This window comes from Streptomyces sp. NBC_01390 (assembly GCF_045040105.1).
GTDB lineage: Bacteria > Actinomycetota > Actinomycetes > Streptomycetales > Streptomycetaceae > Streptomyces.
This window is the reverse complement of sequence record NZ_CP109551.1, coordinates 7970978-7992020: the sequence shown is the minus strand read 5'-3', so window position 1 is coordinate 7992020 and position 21043 is coordinate 7970978. Positions and strand designations below refer to the sequence as shown.

21 protein-coding genes are annotated in these 21043 nt (G+C 70.3%); 5 read left to right on the top strand and 16 right to left on the bottom strand.

The genetic code is table 11. The features are described from left to right. Window positions 1-43: 43 nt before the first annotated feature. From OG241_RS36030 to OG241_RS36020, 3 genes are read right to left on the bottom strand one after another with little or no spacing between them, the layout of a single operon-like run. A complete protein-coding gene (locus OG241_RS36030; RefSeq protein ID WP_334589023.1) occupies window positions 44-979 on the bottom strand; it encodes an N-acetylneuraminate synthase family protein in 936 nt (311 codons plus the stop codon). Between the two features lie 12 nt (window positions 980-991). Further along, window positions 992-2311, bottom strand: coding sequence for a cytidylyltransferase domain-containing protein (locus tag OG241_RS36025; RefSeq protein ID WP_405821418.1), 1320 nt, complete (start codon window positions 2309-2311; stop codon window positions 992-994). Window positions 2312-2361: 50 nt separating this feature from the next. Beyond that, a complete protein-coding gene (locus tag OG241_RS36020; protein WP_405821416.1) occupies window positions 2362-3678 on the bottom strand; it encodes a DUF6716 putative glycosyltransferase in 1317 nt (438 codons plus the stop codon). A gap of 198 nt (window positions 3679-3876) precedes the next feature. Here OG241_RS36020 and OG241_RS36015 point away from each other — a divergent pair, with 198 nt between their 5' ends. The 3 genes from OG241_RS36015 (at window position 3877) to OG241_RS36005 (ending at window position 7706) form a co-directional block, all read left to right on the top strand. Next, window positions 3877-4863, top strand: coding sequence for a glycosyltransferase family 2 protein (locus tag OG241_RS36015; protein WP_405821414.1), 987 nt, complete (start codon window positions 3877-3879; stop codon window positions 4861-4863). Beyond that, window positions 4863-6257: a polysialyltransferase family glycosyltransferase gene (locus tag OG241_RS36010; protein ID WP_405821412.1), complete on the top strand. Its 1395-nt coding sequence runs from the start codon at window positions 4863-4865 to the stop codon at window positions 6255-6257. Before OG241_RS36015 ends, OG241_RS36010 begins: the two co-directional genes overlap by 1 nt. Window positions 6258-6503: 246 nt before the next feature. Next, window positions 6504-7706 carry an acyltransferase family protein gene (locus OG241_RS36005; RefSeq protein WP_405821410.1) on the top strand — a complete coding sequence of 401 codons (1203 nt, stop codon included), beginning with the start codon at window positions 6504-6506 and terminating at the stop codon, window positions 7704-7706. Window positions 7707-7792: 86 nt separating this feature from the next. On the opposite strand, the gene OG241_RS36000 is transcribed toward OG241_RS36005, so the two are convergent. The 4 genes from OG241_RS36000 to OG241_RS35985 form a co-directional block, all read right to left on the bottom strand. Beyond that, window positions 7793-8173: a hypothetical protein gene (locus tag OG241_RS36000; protein ID WP_405821408.1), complete on the bottom strand. Its 381-nt coding sequence runs from the start codon at window positions 8171-8173 to the stop codon at window positions 7793-7795. An 86-nt stretch (window positions 8174-8259) separates the two neighbouring features. Then, window positions 8260-9609 (bottom strand): polysialyltransferase family glycosyltransferase, encoded by a 1350-nt coding sequence (locus tag OG241_RS35995; RefSeq protein ID WP_405821406.1) that lies wholly within the window; start codon window positions 9607-9609, stop codon window positions 8260-8262. Then, window positions 9606-10592 carry a glycosyltransferase family 2 protein gene (locus tag OG241_RS35990; RefSeq protein ID WP_405826613.1) on the bottom strand — a complete coding sequence of 329 codons (987 nt, stop codon included), beginning with the start codon at window positions 10590-10592 and terminating at the stop codon, window positions 9606-9608. The genes OG241_RS35995 and OG241_RS35990 overlap by 4 nt, the downstream gene beginning before the upstream one ends. Before the next feature lie 124 nt (window positions 10593-10716). Beyond that, entirely contained in the window at window positions 10717-10854 is a 138-nt protein-coding gene (locus OG241_RS35985) for a TetR/AcrR family transcriptional regulator C-terminal domain-containing protein (RefSeq protein ID WP_405821404.1), read from the bottom strand. A gap of 254 nt (window positions 10855-11108) precedes the next feature. On the opposite strand from OG241_RS35985, the gene OG241_RS35980 reads away from it, so the two are divergent. Beyond that, a complete protein-coding gene (locus tag OG241_RS35980) occupies window positions 11109-11960 on the top strand; it encodes a L,D-transpeptidase family protein (RefSeq protein WP_405821402.1) in 852 nt (283 codons plus the stop codon). 206 nt (window positions 11961-12166) lie between these two features. On the opposite strand, the gene OG241_RS35975 is transcribed toward OG241_RS35980, so the two are convergent. The 9 genes from OG241_RS35975 to OG241_RS35935 form a co-directional block, all read right to left on the bottom strand. After that, window positions 12167-13330, bottom strand: coding sequence for a hypothetical protein (locus OG241_RS35975; protein WP_405821400.1), 1164 nt, complete (start codon window positions 13328-13330; stop codon window positions 12167-12169). Further along, window positions 13330-13992, bottom strand: a complete 663-nt coding sequence (locus OG241_RS35970) for an RNA polymerase sigma factor (protein ID WP_405821398.1) — start codon at window positions 13990-13992, stop codon at window positions 13330-13332. Before OG241_RS35970 ends, OG241_RS35975 begins: the two co-directional genes overlap by 1 nt. A 328-nt stretch (window positions 13993-14320) precedes the next feature. Next, window positions 14321-14509: a hypothetical protein gene (locus tag OG241_RS35965; protein ID WP_405821397.1), complete on the bottom strand. Its 189-nt coding sequence runs from the start codon at window positions 14507-14509 to the stop codon at window positions 14321-14323. Between the two features lie 17 nt (window positions 14510-14526). Continuing rightward, complete coding sequence (locus OG241_RS35960; RefSeq protein WP_405821395.1) at window positions 14527-15108, bottom strand: RNA polymerase sigma factor; 582 nt, start codon at window positions 15106-15108, stop codon at window positions 14527-14529. A 142-nt stretch (window positions 15109-15250) separates the two neighbouring features. Further along, on the bottom strand, window positions 15251-15655 hold the full coding sequence (locus OG241_RS35955) for a hypothetical protein (protein WP_405821393.1): 405 nt from the start codon (window positions 15653-15655) through the stop codon (window positions 15251-15253). A 132-nt stretch (window positions 15656-15787) separates the two neighbouring features. Next, the gene (locus OG241_RS35950) at window positions 15788-16417 is read right to left on the bottom strand and encodes a hypothetical protein (protein WP_405821391.1); all 630 of its coding nucleotides are present in this window, start codon (window positions 16415-16417) and stop codon (window positions 15788-15790) included. A gap of 76 nt (window positions 16418-16493) precedes the next feature. Beyond that, complete coding sequence (locus OG241_RS35945; protein WP_405826611.1) at window positions 16494-16997, bottom strand: hypothetical protein; 504 nt, start codon at window positions 16995-16997, stop codon at window positions 16494-16496. 443 nt (window positions 16998-17440) lie between these two features. After that, window positions 17441-18265, bottom strand: a complete 825-nt coding sequence (locus tag OG241_RS35940; RefSeq protein WP_405821389.1) for a DUF4328 domain-containing protein — start codon at window positions 18263-18265, stop codon at window positions 17441-17443. Between the two features lie 109 nt (window positions 18266-18374). After that, a complete protein-coding gene (locus tag OG241_RS35935; RefSeq protein WP_405821388.1) occupies window positions 18375-20003 on the bottom strand; it encodes a beta-N-acetylhexosaminidase in 1629 nt (542 codons plus the stop codon). A 424-nt stretch (window positions 20004-20427) separates the two neighbouring features. On the opposite strand from OG241_RS35935, the gene OG241_RS35930 reads away from it, so the two are divergent. Beyond that, window positions 20428-21006 carry a 2-oxo-4-hydroxy-4-carboxy-5-ureidoimidazoline decarboxylase gene (locus tag OG241_RS35930; RefSeq protein ID WP_405821386.1) on the top strand — a complete coding sequence of 193 codons (579 nt, stop codon included), beginning with the start codon at window positions 20428-20430 and terminating at the stop codon, window positions 21004-21006. Window positions 21007-21043: the final 37 nt, after the last annotated feature.

Sequence of the window (21043 nt, the reverse complement as noted above, 5' to 3'; positions counted from 1 at the left end):
GTGGTCACCGGCTGGCGCCGGTGAAGCCGCTGAGTGGTGTGGATCAGGCGGTGACGGGCTCGCCCGCAGCAGCCGCGATCTCCGCGTCGGCGATGACGCCGGAGACACGACGGAGCTTCTTCATCGGGCCGATCTCGGACTCGTAGACCTTCTTGACGCCGTCGCCGAGGGACTCGGAGATGGTGCGGATGTCACGGACGAGGCGGGTCAGACCCTGCGGCTCGACGGAGGCGGCCTGGTCGGAGCCCCACATCGCGCGGTCGAGGGTGATGTGACGCTCGACGAAGGTGGCACCGAGGGCGACCGCGGCCAGCGTGGTCTGCAGGCCCGTCTCGTGGCCGGAGTAGCCGATCGGGACGTTCGGGTACTCCTTCTCCAGCGTGTTGATCACGCGGAGGTTGAGCTCCTCGGCCTTCGCCGGGTAGGTCGACGTCGCGTGGCAGAGCAGGATGTTGTCGCTGCCGAGGACCTCGACCGCGTGACGGATCTGCTTCGGGGTGGACATACCCGTCGACAGGATGACCGTACGGCCGGTCTGGCGGAGGGCGACGAGCAGCTCGTCGTCCGTCAGGGACGCGGAGGCGACCTTGTGGGCCGGGACGTCGAACTTCTCCAGGAACGCGACGGCCTCGGTGTCCCACGGGGAGGCGAACCAGTCGATGCCGCGCTTCTTGCAGTGCTCGTCGATCTTGCGGTAGTCGTCCTCACCGAACTCCACACGGTGGCGGTAGTCGATGTAGGTCATGCGGCCCCAGGGGGTGTCGCGCTCGATGTCCCACTGGTCGCGCGGGGTGCAGATCTCCGGGGTGCGCTTCTGGAACTTGACCGCGTCGCAGCCGGCTTCGGCGGCCACGTCGATCAGCTTGAAGGCGTTCTCAAGGTCACCGTTGTGGTTGATGCCGATCTCGCCGCAGATGTAGACGGGCTGGCCGGGGCCGGCGGTCTTCGAACCGAACGAGCGCAAGCGGGTGGAGGTCATTCTGGGGGTTCCTTACTTCTTGTTGAGGGGGTCGAGAGAGGGGCCGAGGATCCAGCTGGCGATCTCTCGGATCGCGCCGTCGCCGCCGGGAACGGTGGTGACCGCGCGTGCGGCGCCGCGCACAACGTCGTGGGCGCTTGCGACCGCCACGGGCCAGCCCACGAGGGCGAAGCACGGGAGGTCGTTGACGTCGTTTCCGACGTAGAGCACGCGCTCCGGCGCGATGCCCTGCTCCTCGCACCACTGCTTCAGTGCGAGGTCTTTCCGGTCGATGCCGTGCAGCACGGGCAGCTGTAGCTTCCGTGCGCGGGCGGCGACGACCGGGTTCTGTTCCGAGGACAGGATGAGCAGCTTCAGGCTGCTCTTGCGCAGGGCGGCGATGCCCAGGCCGTCCCCGCGGTGCACGGAGACGAATTCCCGTCCTTCGGAGTCGATCAGCACCCTGTCATCGGTCTGGGTGCCGTCGAAGTCGAGTACGACCGCGTCGATGTCGTCGGCGGTCGGGAGTGCGCCGGGGCGTTCCGCGTCGAAGAGCGTCGCGAGGGCCCGGGCGCGGGCGAGGTCGTGCGGGTCGTCGATCTCCAGCACACGGGCCGGGTCGGTGCGCACGGGTTCGGTGTGACCGAAGAAACGGTGCTTCGACTTACGGAAGCCCGTCGCGTCCATGGCGTAGACGGCGCCGGTCTCCAGGAGGTCCTGGGGACGGTCCTGGCGGCGGGGCCGGAAGGACTTGTCGTGATTCACGCCATAGCCACCGCCACCGACGGTCACCGTCTCGGTGGCCACGGAGCCGGTGCCGGCCTCGACGGCCGTGCGCTCGCCGGACACCGGCTGCGGGTCGTCGGCGGCGTCGCGCCAGATGAAGCCGTGGAAGGGCGCGACGGTCAGCGCGCTGTCGGCGCCGTTGTGCACCACTGCGTTGACGACGCCGTCGACGTCCTCGCGGATGATGAACGGGCTGGTGCACTGCACGAGCAGGACCACGTCGACCTTGGCGTCGTGCAGCGTCTCGTGGGCGTCCATGGCGTGCAGGACGGCGGCCTCGGAGGTCGCGGTGTCACCGGCGATGGCGGCGGGGCGCAGCACGACCTCGGCGCCGGCCTGCCGGGCGGCGGCGGCGATGGCCTGGTCGTCGGTGGAGACGACGACGTCCGTGACCAGCTTGGCCGCGAGGCACTCACGCACCGCGCGGGCAACCAGCGGGACCCCGCCGACAGGCAGCAGGTTCTTCGCGGGCACGCCCTTGGAGCCCCCTCTCGCGGGGATCACTGCGAGCACGCGGGGCCGCGCGGTCGCTCGGCCCGCTTCCGGGTTGGACTCCGGGTTGGACATTGCCTGCACTCCTTGACGCTCTTCGCGTGTCTGACGGGGGATCCGATGGGTCACAGCTCCCCCATCCGCCGGATCACGGGCGCGACGCGCTGCACGCCGTGCCGGTAGGCGCCGCGGGCCGCGCGACGCACGATCTGCCGCACCGCTCCCGGCTCCTTGTCGGCGGCCGGCGCCCCGGGCAGCGGAACGCCGTCGGGGCCGAGGTGGTGCCGAGCGAGAATACCCGGCAAATATCCCGGAGCCGTCATCGGTGTGTAGTACGGGGCCAGGGGCGGAAGCTTCGAGGATCCCAGAAGTCGGTCGATCCTGTCGCGTGCCGCGTCGAAGGCCGTCTCGTACGAGCCATCCGCGGCGACCCCCTGCCGGGCCACCCACGAAGCGTCGGGAACGGGCTGGTGACCGGCGTCGAGCTGTTCCCAGGAGGCGAGGCAGCCGCTGCCCACGAAGTGGTGGTTGCCGAGCGCCTCGCGCACTCCCAGGTCGCTCAGCACGACGGTCGGAATGGAGCGGTGCAGGGACTCCAGGGCGGCCGTGGAGCTGATGGTGACCAGCAGGTCCGTGCGGTCCAGGACCTCGCCCATGTGCCCGTAGACGAGCTTGAAGTTCGGCGGAAGGTCGGCGCGCTGCGCCAGTTTCTGGTAGGGCAATTCCTCGATGTGCGTGGTGTGCTCGCCGGGCTTGGAGCGCAGCTTGAGGAGCACCTCGCGTTCGGGGTGGAGCTTCGCGTGCTGCACGAGCCGGTCGAGGAGATACGTACGGTCCTTGCGGCTCTCCGGGACGGAGGGCTGAGCGGCGAACACCACCGTGTAGGGGTGACCATGCTCACCTGTGTAAGACGCGCCACCCAGGAAGGGGAGTGCGATCTCGGTCACAGAGGACGAATCGGCGCCCACTCCGTCGTACACGGCCCTGAAACGGTCGGCGTCCTGGCGGGAGTTCGCGAGGACCAGATCGGCGCCGTGGCGCAGCAGGAGGCCGTCGGCGAGCTTTTCGTACACGACCCCGACATAGCCGGTGACGACGACGGGGCGCAGGGCCGTGTCGTCCCACACCTGTGCCAGGCCGTGCAGCATCGCCTGGACGCCGCCGCCGACCAGGGCGAGCACGAGGATGTCGTACGGCTCCTCCTGGTCCATGGCCCGCAGGAACTCCAGGGCGGTCACCTCGCGCAGCGAGTCCGCCTTGACGCCGACCTCCTGGAGCTGGCGGGCGGTGGGGGTGGCTCTGCCTCTGAGGAGGTAGCCGTCGAGATGGATGTCCGAATTATCAGGAGAAATACGACTGGCTGTGAGCGCACCCCATTTCCACCGAGTGTCGGAATCGGCGAGGACGGCGACCCTCATGGGGCTCGTGGTACTGGCTGGCACGCCCAAGACCTTAAGCCGACATGGGGTGCTTCCACCCAATCCCAAGGCAACAAAGGGTTAACAAAGGGCCGCGTCGACTTGAATCAAGACGTCATACGTGCAGAAACCCCCTTGATTCACCGGTCGGACACATGTAGTTCACCCGACATCAAACCCCGGGTAAAGTGAGACGCCCGGAGAGGCTCTAACCTCGGACTCGTGGTCAAGCTCTCCGTCATCGTGCCGTTCTACAACGTGCAGCAATACGCGCCAGACACTCTGAAGAGCCTGCGTGCCAACGCGCGCGAGGACTTCGAGTTCATCCTCGTCGACGACTGTTCTCGCGACGAGACTCCGGACATCCTCGCGCGCGCAGAGCGCAAGCTGCCGGGCGCCGTGCTGGTCAGCCACGAGAAGAACGGAGGCCTGGCCACCGCCCGCAACACCGGTATCGACAAAGCGCGTGGCGAATACCTCACGTTCCTCGACGGCGACGACTGGCTCGCTCCCGACTATTTCCCCCAACTTCTCGCCGCTATTGAGGAGTTGGGCTGCGATTTCGTTCGTACGGACCATGTCCAGTGCACCGGTCGGGCGCGCGCGATCCATCGGGTCCCGCACGGCCGGCGCGGGGTCGTGATGTCGCCGCGGGACGCGATCCTGCCCACCGACCGCACCACCTCCGTCGACTACGCCTACGCCTGGGCGGGCATCTACCACCGCCGGCTCGTCGACCGCGGCATCCTGCACTTCACCGACGGGTTGCGTACGGCGGAGGACCGGCCGTGGATCTGGAAGCTGCACCGGGAGGCGGAGTCGTTCGCCGCGGTGGGGCTGCTCGGCGTCTTCTACCGGCGTGGCGTCGCCTCCTCGCTCACCCAAATCGGTGATGTTCGCCAACTCGACTTCATCCGGGCCTTCGACCAGGTCATCGAGGAGACGGCCCGGGACCCCGAGGCGGCTAGGCTACTGCCGAAAGCAGTGCGCACCTACTGCGCGATCATGGCTCATCATCTCGGAGCGATCGAGAGGTTCGAACCCGCCGTGGCCCGAAAACTGCGCTCGCTGAGCGCCGCCGCGCTGAAGCGGATGCCGCAGGACGTCCTCGCGGAGGCCATCGACTCGATGGACGTCCAGCGGGCCAACCGACTGCGGAAGGTACGGCGCAGGCCCGTCTCCGCGTCCGCCGGGACGGTGTCCGTCTGATGTCCGGCAGTCCTCAGACCCTCAGCAAGAAGACGCGCACCACGCAGATCTTCTGCGCGTCGACGCTCTACGGCGCCGCCACGCTGGCCGCCGCCCTCGACGCCGGCCTCTTCGGGCCGGCCGACCGCAGGCTGCTGCTGATCACCAACAACGCCGCCAACCCCGAGATCACCCCCGGGGTCGACACGATGTCCGGCTTCGACCGGGTGAGCGGGCGGTTCGACGACGTCCTGTCCTGGAACGCGACGATCGCCCCGTTCCACCCCAGCGGCTGGGGCCCGCGCGCCGACGACGTCCCGCTGTGGGAGCGGCATCTGCGGCTGTTGTGGAACCTCGGTGACGACAACATCGAGCTGGCCGTCGAGTCCGTGCAGGTCAACCCGGCCCTCGCACTGTGCCAGCTGTTCACCGGCGCCCCCGTCGACGTCTACGCGGACGGCCTCATAAGTTACGGCCCCACACGCGACAAGATCGACGCACTGGTCGGGACCCGTATCGGGCGCCTGCTCCACCTCGACCTCGTCCCGGGCCTCACCCCGCTGCTGCTCACCGAGTTCGGCGTGCCCGCCGAACTCGTGCCGTCCGAGGCGTTCCTGAAGGTACTGGGCGAACTCGCCGAGGCCGGGGACGAGACGGAGACCTGGCCGAGTCCCCCGAAGGGACAGCCCGCGCTGCTGCTGGGCCAGTACCTCTCCGCGCTCGGCATCCTCACCCCGCACGAGGAGGAGGAGCTGCATCTGCGGATGGTGCGCGGCGCGGTGAAGGCCGGGCACCTCTCGCTCGTCTTCAAGCCGCACCCGACCGCGCCCACGGCCTGGTCGCGGTCCCTGGAGACGGAGGCCAAGAAGCTCGGCGCCGAACTCACCGTCCTGGACCGGCCCGTGCTCGCCGAGGTCCTCTTCCAGCGGCTGCGCCCCGCGCTGGTCGTCGGCTGCTTCTCGACCGGCCTGTTCACGGCGGCCGGCCTGTACGGCATCCCGGTCGCCCGGGTCGGCACGGACACCGTGCTGGAGAAGATCACGCCGTACCAGAACAGCAACCGCGTGCCCCTGACCATCGTGGACATGCTGCTGCCGGACCTCGCGGACGCCAAGGCCGTCAAGAAGTGGTCGATGCCGTCGGAGAAGCAGGTCGGCAAGAACCTGGCCGGGCTGCTCAAGGCGATCGGCTTCTGCATGCAGCCCCGGATCTACTCGCGGCTGCGCCCGGAGGCGGAGAGCTACCTCTCCAAGCACCTCACCGAGCAGACCTGGCGCTACTTCAAGCGCCGCCGTCTGACCTCACTGGCGCTGCCCGGAGCCCTGCCGTCCCAGCTGTCGTTCATCCCGCGCAACGCGACCGTGCGACGGATCGCGCGCCGGGCGCGGGCGTTGAGCAAAACGGTGAAGCGGTGACAACGGGCACTGCGGAGATCTAATCTGCCAAACGCGTCGTCCCTCGGTTCGTATTCGTATACGGACGGGTGGCGACGCGTTGGCGTCCGTGTGCATCCATCCGCGTCCGTCGTACGTCAATGAGCTGACCGGTTGTTCATCCGTGAGAGTTCTGTGCTACCTCTTTGGGTTGCCCCTGGCTCTCCTGGTTACCGTCGCTGAGCCAGCTTCTCCTCTTTCCGAGTTCCCGCTGCGAAAGGCCACTCGATGACCGCGGCCGACCAGACCATGGCCCCTCCGCTCCCGGCCCCGTCGCCGGGCCCGCGGCCGGGGAGTGCCGAACCGGCCGCCGTGCCGCCCTCCGCCGAGGGTGCCAAGCCGAGCCGCCCGGCCAGCCGTCTGAAGGCGCTGGACGGGCTGCGGCTGCTGGCCGCGCTGATGGTCTGTATGTACCACTTCGCCGGTAAGAACGGCCAGGTCGCCGAGTCCTGGCACCAGTCGCCCGGTGTGATGTTCCCGACCCTGTCCCGGTTCGCCACCTACGGCAGCCTCGGGGTGCAGTTCTTCTTCATCATCAGTGGCTTCGTGATCTGCATGAGCAGCTGGGGCAAGACGCTGGGCGACTTCTTCCGCTCGCGCATCGCCCGTCTCTACCCGGCGTACTGGGTGGCGATCGTCATGGTCACCGCCGCCTCGTTCCTGATGCCGGTGGTCGTCCACCATGTGCGCGGCGACGAGTTCCTGGTCAACCTCACGATGATGCAGCAGCCGCTGGGCGTGCCGCGTGTCCTGGGCGTGTGCTGGACGCTGTGGGTGGAGCTCAAGTTCTACGTGCTGTTCGCCCTGTTCGTGGTCTGGAAGGGCGTCAACTACCGCCGGGTGGTGACCTTCTGCATCCTGTGGACGCTGGCCGGCGCCTTCGCCCGGGTCGCGGACAACCCGCTGATCTCGGAGCTCACCTTCCGCGACCACGCCCCCTTCTTCATCGGCGGCCTGGCCCTCTACCTGATCCACCGCTACGGCAGCGACCTGCTCCTGTGGGGCATCGTCGGCATGTCGTTCCTGCTGGGCCAGCGCTACTCGGTGACCGCGCTGTGGCACCCGGGCGCGCAGGGCGACTTCGTCCGCAACCCGTTCGTCATCCAGGCCATCGTGCTGGTCGCCTTCGCGTCCGTCGCGGTGGTGGCGCTGGGCTGGACGAGCTGGGCGAACTGGAACTGGCTGACGCTCGCGGGCGCGCTGACGTACCCCTTCTACCTGATCCACGAGCACCTGGGCTGGTTCTTCATCCGCGTGCTGCACCGCGGCTGGGGCCTCGACCCGTACCTGACGATCCTCGCGTCGGTGGCGAGCCTGCTGACGCTGGCCTATCTGATGCACAGGTTCATCGAGAAGCCGTTCGGCTCCCGGTTGAAGCGGACGATGACGCTCCAGTCGAAGCAGCTGGGCGAGAAGCTGAAGCGGGCGTAACGCAGCAGGTGACAGGTGTGGAGAGGCCCGGGGTCGGACATCCGACCCCGGGCCTCTCCGCGACTCCTCGGTCGATCCCGGTCAGGTCACAGGGTGGCGACGATCGCTGCCACGACGGCTGCGAAGGTGAGGAGGAAGACGGCGGTGTGCCTGTGCGTCGGCTTCTCCATGGGCTGCCCCGAGCGTGCCAACTCCAGCTGGCGTCTTACGTATCCGGTGAAGATGACCCGGGTGATCGCCAGAGCGAGCGCCGTCGCCGTGAACAGCATCAGTGCCTGGTTCTCCCCCTCGTCCGGGGATGTCCCTGTGCGCAGGGCGACGAACACAGCGCCGCCCACGGGCGGCAGCAGCGCCTTCCATTTGTCCTTCTTCTCGGGGATCAGGGACTGCATCGCCACCGCCAGGGCGAGGCCGGCCACGAGCGCGGCGATCCACCACTCGGTGTGGGAGAAGTGAGACGTCAGCATGGAGTTCCTTCTGCTGGGAGTCATGCGAATGGGGAAGGGCCTGGGGTCGGATTCCGACCCCAGGCCCTTCCCCATCGCTGTGCTTGTCAGGAGCGCACGGCCCTGACCCTCTTCACGACCTTGCGGACCGTCGGGTTGCGCCGCAGCGTCTCCGCGCGGACCGTGCTGCCGCCGGGGAGGCGGAGGCTGGTCAGGCGGCGGCGCTTGAAGTAGTGGGCGTTCTCCGCGAGGTGGACCGACAGCCAGGCGGCGACCTCGTCGCGCAGCTGCGGGTGCTTACGGGACTGCATGCAGTACCCGACCGCCTTCACCAGCGGCGACAGCCGCTCGACCAGCCCTGGATCGTCGGACGGCGTGCCGATGCTGGACGCGAGGTCGCGTTCGGCGTCGGGCAGGGCCGCGTCGATGATGGTGAGCGGGATCCGGTTGCTGTTCTCGTACGGCGTGATGGCGTCGAGGAGCGACTCCGTGCCGACCCGGGCGACCGGGATGCCGTAGAAGGTCGCGGCGGTCATCAGCGCGGTGGAGAAGCAGCCGATGACGAGCTGCGGCTTCAGGTACGCGAACACCGTCTCGGCGAGCACCGGTTCGTTCAGCACGCTCAGGTGCACACCGAGCTCCGTGGCGGCGCCCTGCAGGGACGTGGAGTACGCGGCCGGGGCGCTCGGGTGCGGCTTGAACAGCACGGCCGTGTGGCCGGCCTTCGCGGCGGCCCGGAGCATCCGGACGTGCAGCTCCTCCTCTTCCTCCTGGGTGATGAGGTTGATGGCGGACAGGTACTGGCCGAGGAGCACGGCCGTCGGACGGTTCTCGGCCGGGATGCGGGCGGCCAGGATGTCGACGCCCTGCTCCCCGATCTCGTTGAGTACGCCGACGATCGGCTCGTTCGGGATCGGCACCGGCTCCACGCCGTACTCGGCGAGGAGCAGGGGCCGCAGTCCCGGTATGAGGTCGAGGTGCAGCACGCGGGCGATGCGGCTGCTCATGCCGTGCGGGACGCGGTTGCGGGTGGGGCCGTAGCTCATCAGGCCGTCCGCGTACACGTGGATCGGGCTGTCGGCGAAGATCTCGGCGACCGCGCGGGAGGGGTTCGCCTGGATCGACTCGCAGGCGATCTCGACGGGCTCGTCACCGAGGTCCCAGGCCAGGCGTACGGCCTTCTCCCACATGATGGCGTCCTGCGCGCGCGGGGACCAGCCGGCCGGGTGGTGCGGGGAGATGAACTCGTTCCACGAGCGCACCTCGTCGAACTCGGGCCGCAGCTTCTCGAAGCCGGACATCCGGTCGAGCGGGGTGCCCACCTCCGGGATGGCGGCCGTGTTGCTGACGACCAGGATGCGGCGGTGGTCCTCGCGCGGGCCGAAGAGCCCGGCGCGGATCGCGGCCGTCACGGTCGCCGCGGCGTACTGCGTCGCCGAGAAGAAGATCTGGATCATGCCGCGATTCCCTTCATACCGCCGCGCACGCGCCGCAGCAGGTGTACACGCTGCTCGCCCATCCCGATGAGGGCGGCCTGCAGCTCGTCCTCGGACATCTTGTTCAGGGCGTCGGCGCTCATCTGCCGCAGCTTCGCGGCGGTGGGCCGGTCGAACCGGCTGCGCTGGAGGAGCTGGTGCGCGATGACGACGCAGTAGTTGCGCAGCGCCTTCTTGCGCAGCAGCCCGACCTCGGGGTCGCTCGCCAACTCGGCGAGTACGAGGTCGAAGGACCGGAAGAAGTCCAGCTGGCGGACGTCGCCGATCTGGGTGAGCGAGGTGGTGACACCTCGGCGGTAGAAGACCCCGCGCAGGCTGGCGACCAGGTAGGAGTCGGCTCTTCGGTGCAGGTCCCAGATCCAGGGGCGGTCCTCGGCGGTCTTCAGACCGTCGTGGAAGCGCAGCATGCCCTTGTCGAGAAGGCGGCGGTGGTAGACGCCGGCCCAGGCATAGGGGTAGTCGACCATCGTGGTGTCGTCGACCGGCAGGATCGAGGTGCGCGGGTCCAGCGGGACGTTCCGGCGGCCCTCGGGGGCCCGGTGGACGGCCCGCTCGATGCCGTTGACCTGGACGTGGTCGGTGCGTACGAAGTCGACGTCGTGGCGCTGGATGGCGCCGACGAGGTCCTGCAGATAGCCCGGGGCCAGCCAGTCGTCACCGTCGAGGAAGGTGAGGTAGGTGCCTTCGGCCGCGTCGATGCCGGTGTTGCGGGCGGTGGCCAGACCGCCGTTCTGCTCGTGCTGGATCACCCTGCCGTGCTTCAGCCGCTTCGTCAGCTCCAGCAACGCCTCGTAGGTCTTGTCCTTCGTCGAGCGGTCCTCGACGAAGATGAACTCGAAGTCGTCCTGGTCGTTGTTGACGAGACTCGTCACTGTGTCCGAGACATAGGTCTCGATGTTGTAACAAGGGACGATAACGGACAGTATCGGGGGACGATTGGTCACGCGCACACCTGGGCTCTCTCAGCTGCAGATTCCGCGACAGTAAGAGGTATTCGGCGCCGCGTGTCAACTCGGACGTGACCGGACGGTGCTCGATGGATGCGGACCGGGCCGAACTCCCAGCTCATCACGACGACTTGCCGTACGTCATCGCGTACGTCGTCCCGATTCCTGCGAGCACCAGCTCCAGCCCTTCCTCGAACTGTCGGTCGTAGTCCTGGAAGACCTCGGCGCCGGCCGCGGCCGACAGGGGAAAGTCTGCCATCCGCCGGGCCCCCTTCTCGACGTCGCACCCTTCCGGGCACTCGCCGGGCAGCTCGGCTGCACACCGGTTCGACGGGTAGTCCCGGCTGCGACTCGCGGGTCATGGTGGACGGCGACGCGTAGCTTGCCAGTCGCCGCACACCACAACGCAGCGGAGTCCGTCACCGGTCATGTGCGGCAGGCACCGAATCGGCGGGACGGACGGATGGGGGTCAGATGCTGAGCTTCGGGGGGTCCGGCTTGCGTACTACGGACATGCGAAAGGTGATTTTCGTCGTGCTCGCGGCTCTCGCCGTGGGCGGCTGCACGGTACGGACCACCGATCCGGACGGCGGCCCCCGCTCGCCCGTGCACATCCAGGTCTCGCACCCGCCCGCCGACGACAAACCCGGCACCACGGCCACGCCCGGCTCCGAGTCGGCACCCACCCCGGATCCGACCCCGACGCCGAGGAGAGCGGCCCCCGCACCGCCCGCCCCCGTTCTCTGGTCGCGCGGGGACAGCGGGCGGGACGTGCGTGAGCTGCAGGCGCGGCTGCACCAGGTCGCCTGGCTCTACGACGGGCCGACCGGGTCGTACGACGACCTGACGGAGAACGCCGTCAAGGGCTTCCAGGGCAAGCGCGGGCTGCCGCGCACCGGGAGGACCGACACCGTCACCTGGCAGCGGCTGCTGCGGATGACCCACGAGCCCGGACAGTGGGAGCTGTATCTGACCGGCGGGCAGCCGGCCGCCTACCCCGACCCGCGCTGTCTCAGGGGCCGGGTGCTGTGCATCAGCAAGTCGAGCCGGACGCTGCGCTGGATGATCGACGGCCGGACCGTGTCGACGGTGGCCGTGCGGTTCGGCAGCCAGTACACGCCGACCAGGGAAGGCGTCTTCAGCGTCTACTGGAAGTCACGGCACCACGTGTCGACGCTCTACGACTCCCCGATGCCCTACGCGATGTTCTTCAGCGGCGGCCAGGCCGTCCACTACTCCGCCGACTTCGCGGCCCGCGGCTACGGCGGCGCCTCGCACGGCTGCGTCAACGTCCGGGACGAGACGGCCATCGCCGCGATCTTCGCCGAGGTGAGCACCGGCGACAAGGTCGTCATCTACTGGTGAGCCTGCGGCGGGGAGAGGGGAGTGTTCGGGGCGCGGACGGGACCGGGGGAACGTGTCCCGCCCGCGCCAGGTGCACGAGCCGAAAGGTACGGGGGGAACCCCCGGCTCTGTGCGAGGAACCGATGACCAGTCGGCTCACTGTCTACTGCGCCGACGCCGCCGAAAGTGTCACACCCTGCCCCGCGAGAAGGCGTAGACCTGGGTGGTCAGGTGGCCGTCGGCAGCGGCAGGACGCCGTAGGAGGGGTCGGCGGCCGGGGCCGAAGCCTCCTGGGGTTCGTGCGATCCGACCGCGGTGAACGACGTCGGTGTGGGCGTCGGCCTCGTCGCGGCCCGCCCGCCGTGGCTGCCGCCGCTGCCGTTGCCGTGGCCGTTTCCACCGCCGCTGCCGTTGCTGTTGCCGCCGGCGCCGTTCCCCCCCTGGCCGCCGTTGTCACCGGCGCCGTCCTGGCCGCCCTCGGGGCCGTTGTCTCCCTTGCCGCCCCCGGTGCCCGTGCCCGTGCCTGTGTCGGCGTTCGGGTGGACGGCCGGATCGTCCTTCAGCGCGTTCTCGCAGTAGAGCGGCACCTTCTTGGCGCCCTTGGCCGCCTTCTCCAGGGCACGTCTGCGCTCCGCCTCCAGCTTCTTGCCGCTGCGCATGTCGCGGCAGGACGAGGCGAGTCCGCCCCGCCAGTCGCCGGGCAGGCTCATGTCGGAGCGGGACCCCTGGCCCCCGTCCGCCGGGCCCTGCCTGCTCTCCTCGGGTGCCGGGGAGCCGTTGCCGAAGGAGCCCCCGGGCGTGCCGTCGGGGCTGGGGAACGGGAGGCTCCTGCCCTCGGTGCCGTCCGGCGACGGCGAGGCCAGCATGGGGTCGCGTGACTCGGCGGCCGAGACGCTGGCGGTGGGGCGGCCGGGCTCGTCGCCGCCGAACGGGTTCGGCAGGACGACGACGCCCGCGGCCATCGCGACCGAGCCGGCCATCCCGGCGGCCAGCGCGGCACCGAGCCCCAGCCGCAGGGGGCGGCCCAAGCGCGCCGCGAGGCCGCCCCTTCGCGGGGCGGCGCCGGACCGCCCGGCCCCTCCCACCCGTACGAGGCCCATGTCCGCGCCTGTGTCCGACGCGGACGGCGTGGCGGTCGCGGATGCGACGGCGGTGAGGTCCGGGGCCGGGCGCGCCTTGCGGAACGCGGCCAGCGCGGCGGCCTCGCCGGGGAGCTCGGCACCGCTCTGCGGGGGGTCCACGGAGAGCGCGCCCAGGGTCTTGGCAAGCCGCTCCGCCTGGTCGCGGGCCTCGGGGCCCGCGGACGTCAGTGAACCCTCCAGCGGCTCCCCGCTCAGCAGGCGTTCCGCCGCAGCGCGGTCCAGCCACCTGTACTGGTCGTCGTCGGCCATCACATGTCCTTCTGCGTCCGCGAACGCGTATGCGTCACACCGGCCGACGTCACCGCACGTCCGTGCGGTTCCCGTGGGGTCGGCAGCGCGTCGAGCGCGGCGGTCGCGTCCGGGTCCGCCCCCAGCAACTCCGCGAGCCGCCGCAGACCGCGGTGCGCCGCCGTGCGGACGGCTCCGGGGCGTTTGCCGAGGGTCTCGGCGGCCGTCTTGGCGTCGAGGCCGACGACCACCCGCAGGACGACGGCCTCGGCCTGGTCCTGCGGCAACTGGGCGATGAGGGACAGGGTGCTGTCGGTGGCCAGCGACTCCATGGCCTCGCCCGCCGTGTCGGAGTCGGCGGCCCGGCCCGACAGCTCGGTCTCGTCGCCGCCTATGGCGGGGCGGCGGCCGCGCATCCGTATGTGGTCGAGGGCGCGGTTACGGGCTATTCGCGCGGCCCAGCCCCGGAACCGGTCCGCGTCCCCGCTGAACCGGTCCAGGTCACGGGCGATCTGCAGCCAGGCCTCGGACGCCACGTCCTCGGCGTCGGGGTCGCCGACCAGTGTCCGCACGTATCCGAGCAGCCGTGGGTGCACCGCGCGGTACACAGTCCGGAACGCGGTCTCGTCCCCGGTCTGTGCCGCAAGCACCGCGGTGGTCAGCTCCGCGTCGTCCCCCTGCACCACACCTCTTCGCGCCTGAACCGGCACCGCTCTCGCGGACCCTGTTCTCGCCGTCGTGGTTCTCCTGAATGGCTGCGGTCCCAGGCCTCGGTGGACGTGGGTGCCCGACGTCCGCAGCCTGTAGCGAAAGGCACGTTACGGCGTGAAAGCGCTCCTCGTCCATGTCCGTACAACGTGCAACTAACTCGTGACGGAGTGACGGTGTGACAGAAACAGCACGCGCGGCGCTGTAGGAGATACGGGCCGCCGCGCGGCCCGTGCCGCGCGACGGCCGGGGCCTCTCCTGTGGGGGGTGGCGGCTCCGGCCGTCTCCGCGACAGCTGCCCGGTCACCGCCAGTCGTCCCGGCGCCGGGTGCGGGTCACCTTGTGCGCGCCGGAGTCCCGGGCCGCGAGAAACGCGTCGATCGCCTTCCGTTCCGCGTCACCGGTGCTGTCGTCGTCCCGGAAGCGCTCACGCAGGGCGGCGGCGAGCAGGCCTGCCAGAGGCGGGCGGCTCTGCGGCCGGCTGCCTGTCATGTCGTCACCGTCACCGTTCATGTCGGTTCTCCCAGCTGCCGGGCGAGGCGTTTCAGTCCCCGGTGTGCCGCCGTGCGCACCGCGCCGGGGCGTTTGCCGAGGACGCGGGCGGCGGCGGGCGCGTCGAGGCCGACGACCACCCGGAGCAGGACCGCCTCGGCCTGGTCGCGCGGGAGCCCGGCGATCAGCCCGAGGGCGTACTCCGTGGAGAGGGTCTCCAGGGCCTGGTCGGGGGTGCTGTGCGGGCCGCGCAGGTCGAGTACGTCCTGTTCGAGCGCCGTCCCCTGGGGCCGCACCCGTCTTCGGCGCAGCAGGTCGAGGGCGCGGTGGCGGGCGATGGTCGCCGTCCAGCCGCGGAAACCGGCGCCGTCGCCCTTGAACCGGCCCAGGTCGCGGGAGATCTCCAGCCAGGTGTCGGACGCCACGTCCTCCGCCTCGTCGCCGACGAGCCCCCGCAGATAGCCGAGGAGTCCGGGCTGCACCAGCCGGTACGCGACCGCGAAGGCGGCCTCGTCCCCGTCCTGGGCCCGCGCGACGGCGTCCCCCAGCTCCTCGTCGTACAGCTGTACCCGGCGGGGTTCCCGTCGTCCCTGGCCCAAGCGCTGTCCTCGTCCGTAACGGCGTATCGAGTGCGAGTGCGGGTTCGACTCCCCCGTCCCCATGGGCATCTGCGTCGCCCGGCACGGAAACGTCACTCCTCGATCGCTGCTCGATCAGCGCCGGCTCAGCGCTCGACGGGGTTCAGATCGCCGTCGCGTCCCGGCACAGCAGTCGCAGCGAACCGTGGCCGGCGAAACAGCGGCGGGCCTCGTCGGCGGGGTCCCACAACCGCCCGTCGGCCGTGCGGATCCAGTGCCCGCCGTCCGCCTCCAGCCACTCCGCGCCGCCCTCGGCCCGGCGCACGATCACCTCACCGGCGTACGCCCCGAAGCCCCGCAGCACCGACTCCACGGCGGCGTACGGCGTCTGCTCGCGGCGGAGTTCCTCGATCATCCGGTCGACGCGCCACAGACTCTGGGTGGAGTAGTCGAGGCGCAGCCGCGCGCCCTCGCGCATCGTCGCGACGGTGTCGGCGGCCCAGCGCACGGGTTTGGCGGCGGCCTGCGGGCGGGCGGGTGCTCGGTGTGCTGCTCGGTGTGCGATCACATTCCAGGAAAGCGTGCAGGTGGCGATCGGTGTCACCCGATTCCGGCGGCTGACGGGGATCGGCGCGGGACCGCCCCACGTCCACCCCAGGACAACCACAGGAAAGCCACAGGGCTCACCTTCCTCCGAGGGTCACGCCCGTCCCCGTGCCCGGCGCGACACCACCGCGCGCAGCACGCGCCGACCCTCCGTCGACACCGCCAGCGCCTGCCGCAGTCCGCCGGAACCGTGCCCGGCGAGCAGTTCCAGGACGGTGATCTGCCGCCGCAGTTCGGCCGCTACGAGGGGCGAGATGCCCTCCGTACCACCCGCGCGGTGGGACTCGACCGAGGACGGGTCGGCTGCGGAGACGGACGCGGATGCGGAGGCGGATGCGTCCAGGAGCCGGTGGATACGGAGCGCGGCGACGGAGCACGCGTCGGCCCATTCGCGCACTCCGGCGGCGGACCGGACGGCGGGGGCGGCGGCGAGCATCCACCGGGCGAGGAGAGCGGCCTCACCCTCGGCGGAGGCGTCGGGGGCGGGGGCGCCAGCGGCCGGAGGGGCTGTGTCGCCGGTGTCGCCGGTGTCGAGCTTGACGCGGGCCTGTTCCAGGCGGGTCGTCCAGTCCTCCGTGTCGCTGTCGTCGGCAAGGCTGGCCCACAGGGGGCGCAGGATCTCGTCGTCCCCTCCCAGGAGGGACACGCACCGATCCAAACAAGCCAGACCGCTGACCGTCAGGCCACGCTCGTCAGCATCGGCGATCAGTTCCACCAGGCTCATGCAGGCCTCCCCTCCAAGGGCGCCATCCCTTACGGAGCCCGTACTCTCCCCTACTGCGTGCAACGCACCCTGAGCGTCACAGAGGCAGCACACCGAGTCGGTCGAGGAACCGGAAGAACAGGTTTTCGGCCAACGGGTCGGGCTCCGAGGTCAGTACGTCGAGGAGCGGCCCGGCGTTCACGGTGTGACCGGCCTCGGCCGCCCAGTCGACCGCGCGATCGGCCGCGTCGCCGGGTTCCAGGAAGTAGTCGTCGAGGGCGAGCCCCCCGTCGGCGCCCAGGTATCCGGCCATGACCTCGCGCGCCAGACAGGTGGTCCACGCGCCGCTCTCGGGCGCCGCCGCCTCCAGCACCACACAGTGGCTGTCCATGACGTACCCGAAGAGCGCGGGTGCGCCGGTCTCCAGGGCGAGGGTGTTCATGCTGCCGATGTCGGCGCCGCCGCTCGGGTACTCCCACACCTGCCAGCCGTCGTCGCGCCGTTCACGCGAGGTCAGCCCGTCGCGCACCGCGCTCAGGGCGTCGGTCTCGGCGAGCGGCCGCGCGCTCCTGCCCACGATCAAGTAGCCCCAGTAGCCCAATGCCATCCCCCTGGCGTTGTGGTTCTGCTCGCACTGCCCGCGCCGAATAGACCACAGACGCAAGGGGGTTGGAAAGGAGTGCGCACAAGGTCGAATTAGCTCGATCGTGTGATCGTCGGCGTGCGGGCTTGTGATGGGCTGGGCTGTTCGGGCTAGCGTGGTGGTGCGACCTGGGACACCGGGTACGGCGTCAGCGTGCGGGGCCCCTGCTCCACCAGAGGATGGTTCAGGGCCTCCCCGTCGCCCTCTGGCCGTACCCACCTGGCCAGGTCGCACAGGGAACTGGCCTCCCGGGCCCGGACCACGCACACGATGCGTGTCGCCACCCGGGGTCGAGTACGCCGGGAACCAGCTCGCCCAAGACCGTTCGGGGCGCGCGGCTGAACGGACTCACCCCCGCTCAGTCCACAGGAACGGTTGGCCAGGGATCCGACAATCGGACGTCAGACGCCCATGGTGCCGGGGCCCCGCTGGGCCTTCTCGTGCTGCATACGGGTCAGCCGGAGCACGACGAGGATCGCGAGCACGGCCGCCGCGATGTCGGCGACGTCCGAGACGAGCACCTGGGCGACGTCCGACCTGATCGCCTCGGCCGTGTCGGCGCCGTCGTACGCGCCGAACTCGGCCCGGCTGGTGAAGAGCGCGACGAGCCACAGCGCCCACCAGGCGTTGACGAGCGCGTGCGAGGCACGGGTTCCGGCAGAACTGCTCGCGTCCCAGATCTGCAGCATGATCCGGCGCGGGAACCACAGGCTGACGACCGGCACGAACCAGCCCCAGCCCGCCCAGCCGCGCTTCATGGTGTGCCCGAACGGGTTGAACACCTCGGCGTTCACCCGCACGCGCAGGAACCAGACGAGGTAGAAGACGGCCGTCGCGACGAAGGTCGCCGTCTGCGCGACTCCGGCGGCGGCGTAGAGCGTGTCCGCGTGGTCGGCGCGGCGCATGAGGGCGTTGTAGCCGCCGAAGCCGAGGCCGTCGTCCTCGAGGGAGCCCATCACGTCGTACATGGTGAGGCCGGCGTAGACGGCGAAGAGGTCGGCGGCTATGACCACGCCGAGCATCACGGCGACGGCCTTGCCGAGCCCGACCGGCGAACGCAGCCAGGCCGGTCCGTGCGGCTGGACGACGGGGCCGGTGGGCGCGGGCTCCGCCACGGGTGCGGGCGCGGGTACGGACTCGGCCATGGGTACGGGCTCGGCCGCGCAGCCGGAGCACAGGCCGGCGGGCGTCGATGCCTTGTAGACATGGCAGCGCTTGCAGGACATACGGATCCCCCGAAAAGAAACCGGGCGCACCCCCTTCCCAGGGGGCGCGCCCAGCACACGAATACCTGTGCGGAACCTATGCGCACCGGACCCGTACGTCCACCCGTTTTCAGCCCAGCCTTCCCGCCAGCTTCTTGAAGTCGGTCCAGGACAGGGGCGGCTGGGCGCGGGGGTCCCACAGCTTCTGCACGGTCGCCCGCAGCGGCATCCGTATCCCGGCGGCCACCTGGTTCTGTGTCTGCGACCCGGCGAGGTCGCACCAGACGGCGAAGACCCCGCCGAGTATCTGCCCGTCGTACGCCGAGGAGACGGCCGTACTGCCGCGCAGCACCCGCGGCGTCCACTGCTTGTAGATCCGCTCGCCGGTGGGGTAGACGAAGGTGTTCGGCTGCCCGAGCACGTAGTAGAGGTACTCGTCGTTGTAGTTGACGACCTTGCGGCCGACGCTCAGGTATCCGGCCGGTTTCCGGGCGCCGATCTCCTTGCCGGTCCAGTAGGCGACCTGGATGTTCTTGGCCGGCTGGACGGAACTCGACTGGTAGAAGCCGTCGTTCCAGGCACGCAGGGCCGTCTGGCCATGGGCGCGAACGGTGGCGGCCCGGTCGTTGAGCCAGCCCGTCGCGAGGTCGGAGACACCGGCGCCCGCCCCGTACTTCTGGGTGGCCGCGGCGGCGAGCTGGGGGTAGGAGGTCGCCGGGCTGGCGACCGTCAGGGCCCGGTACTCGTCACCGCCCAGGTTCCAGGACGCGCCGGGGAAGAGGTCGGCGTACTCGCCCAGCAGGTCGTCGACGATCTTCGCGGACTCGGGCTTGGAGATGTCGATCGCCCCACGGGCCGGCGTGCCCTGCGCGTTCCTCAACTGGAGGTCGGGGTGGGCGGCGAGTACAGCGCCGAGGTGACCCGGGCTGTCGATCTCGGGTACGACGGTGATGTGGCGGCTCGCGGCGAGGGCGAGGATGTCGCGGACCTCGGCCTTGGTGAGGTGGTCCTTGGACACGATCTCCGGGTGGCTGTCGGAGGCGATCCGGAAGCCCTGGTCGTCGGAGAAGTGCAGGCCCAGTTCGTTGAACTTGAGGTCGCCGAGCTCACGGACGCGGTCCTTGATCCACGACGCGGTGAAATGCTTGCGGGCGATGTCCAGCATCAGCCCGCGCTGCGCCTTGGCCGGCCGGTCGCGCACGACGCCCTCGGGGGCGGTGCTCCCGCCGGTCACCTCCTGCTTGAGGGTGCGGGTGCCGTAGAAGACGCCGGCTTCGGCGGGGCCGGCGACGGTGACGCGGCCGCTCTTGACGGTGAGGGTGTAGGACTCGGGGCCCTTCGCGGCCTGACCCGGGTCCAGCTTGAGCTGGACGTCCCCGGCACGCGGGGCGGCCGTCCCGCCGTACGTCATCCTCAGCTCACCGGCGAGCAGCTTCCCCTCGTCGGCGAGGGCGTCGGCGCCGACGACCACCCGGGCGGTCGAGGCGGGGCGCCAGCCGGGACCGCGGGCGGGTACGTGCTCGCGTACGGCGGGGATGGTGCGGGGGGTCTTGGAGAGCGGGTAGACGCGGGCGGGGGACGGGGAGGGCTGGGCGGGAGACGGGGCGCGGGGTGCGGTGGACGCGGAGCCGGTCGCCCCGGCCGTGTCCGAGGAACGCGCGGCGCCTGTCGACGCGATGTCGCTCCCCGCGTCGGTGTCCGGGCTCGCGTCGCCGACCGGCCAGAGGGCCACGGTCACACCCACCGCACCGGCGGCCACGAGAACACCGGCCCCGAGAAGCAACCCGGGCCCCTGCCCGTACGTCTTCCTCCTCGGACCCCGTTTCCGCTCAGGCGCCCGTCGCCTCCGCCCGGTCACCGGTTTCCACCTGCCCGAGCCTCACGTATCGCCCGCATGCCACGCACCTCCTGATTCGCCTCCACCTCCGAACCTACGACCGCACGCCACCGAAGTGGTCCACCGTACGTTCCTAAACTCTCCCGTTCGGGTGAAATTCAGACGTCCGTCGGACAGCTCCTGACCACTTCTCGATAATGTGAGCGGTACTCCTCCCCCACGCGTCCCACGCTCATCCCACGCTTGTCCCCCGTTTCTCCCGCACATCTCCCTACCCGCCTCCCAAAAACACCGAGGACTCACGCTGTCCGCGCACCGGCTTCCCCACCTCTCCGGCCCGCTCGCCATGCCGGCCCAGACGCGCACCGAGTCCCCCTCTCCTACGCCGTCGAGCCTGGAGCGGTTCAACACCGAGCCCGCCGAGGACATCGAGCGCACGCTCCTCACCTGCCTGCGCAGCCTCCGCTGGGCCCGCCGTCTCACGGACCACCGCCCCTACCCCGACCTGGACTCCCTGCTCGCGGCAGCGGACGAGGCGGCGTACGACCTGACCCCGGGCGACCTCTCCGAGGCCCTGGCCGCCGAGGCACTGCCCGCGCTGCCCGACGAGGTGTACTCGGCGGCCCACATGGCACTGGGTGCGGCGAACGCGGCGTACGAGGCCCGATTCGGGCACGTGTTCGTCATCTGCCTGGACGGCATCCCTCCCTCCCAGGTCCTGAACGAGATCCTGGCTGCCATCCGGTCACGTCTGACAAACGATCCGGAAGAAGAACGGGTGGTGGCGGCAGAGGAACTCCGCGGCCTGGCAAGAGAACGGCTGGGAAACGCCCTCAGGGGCGCGGGGAACTGCGCGACAAGCCACGGACGGCCCGCACCCGGCGAGACCACCGCAAGCACCTCCCCCAGCAACCGCACGCAGTAGCCCGTACGAGCCTGTTTGATCACATCGGTAGGCCCGC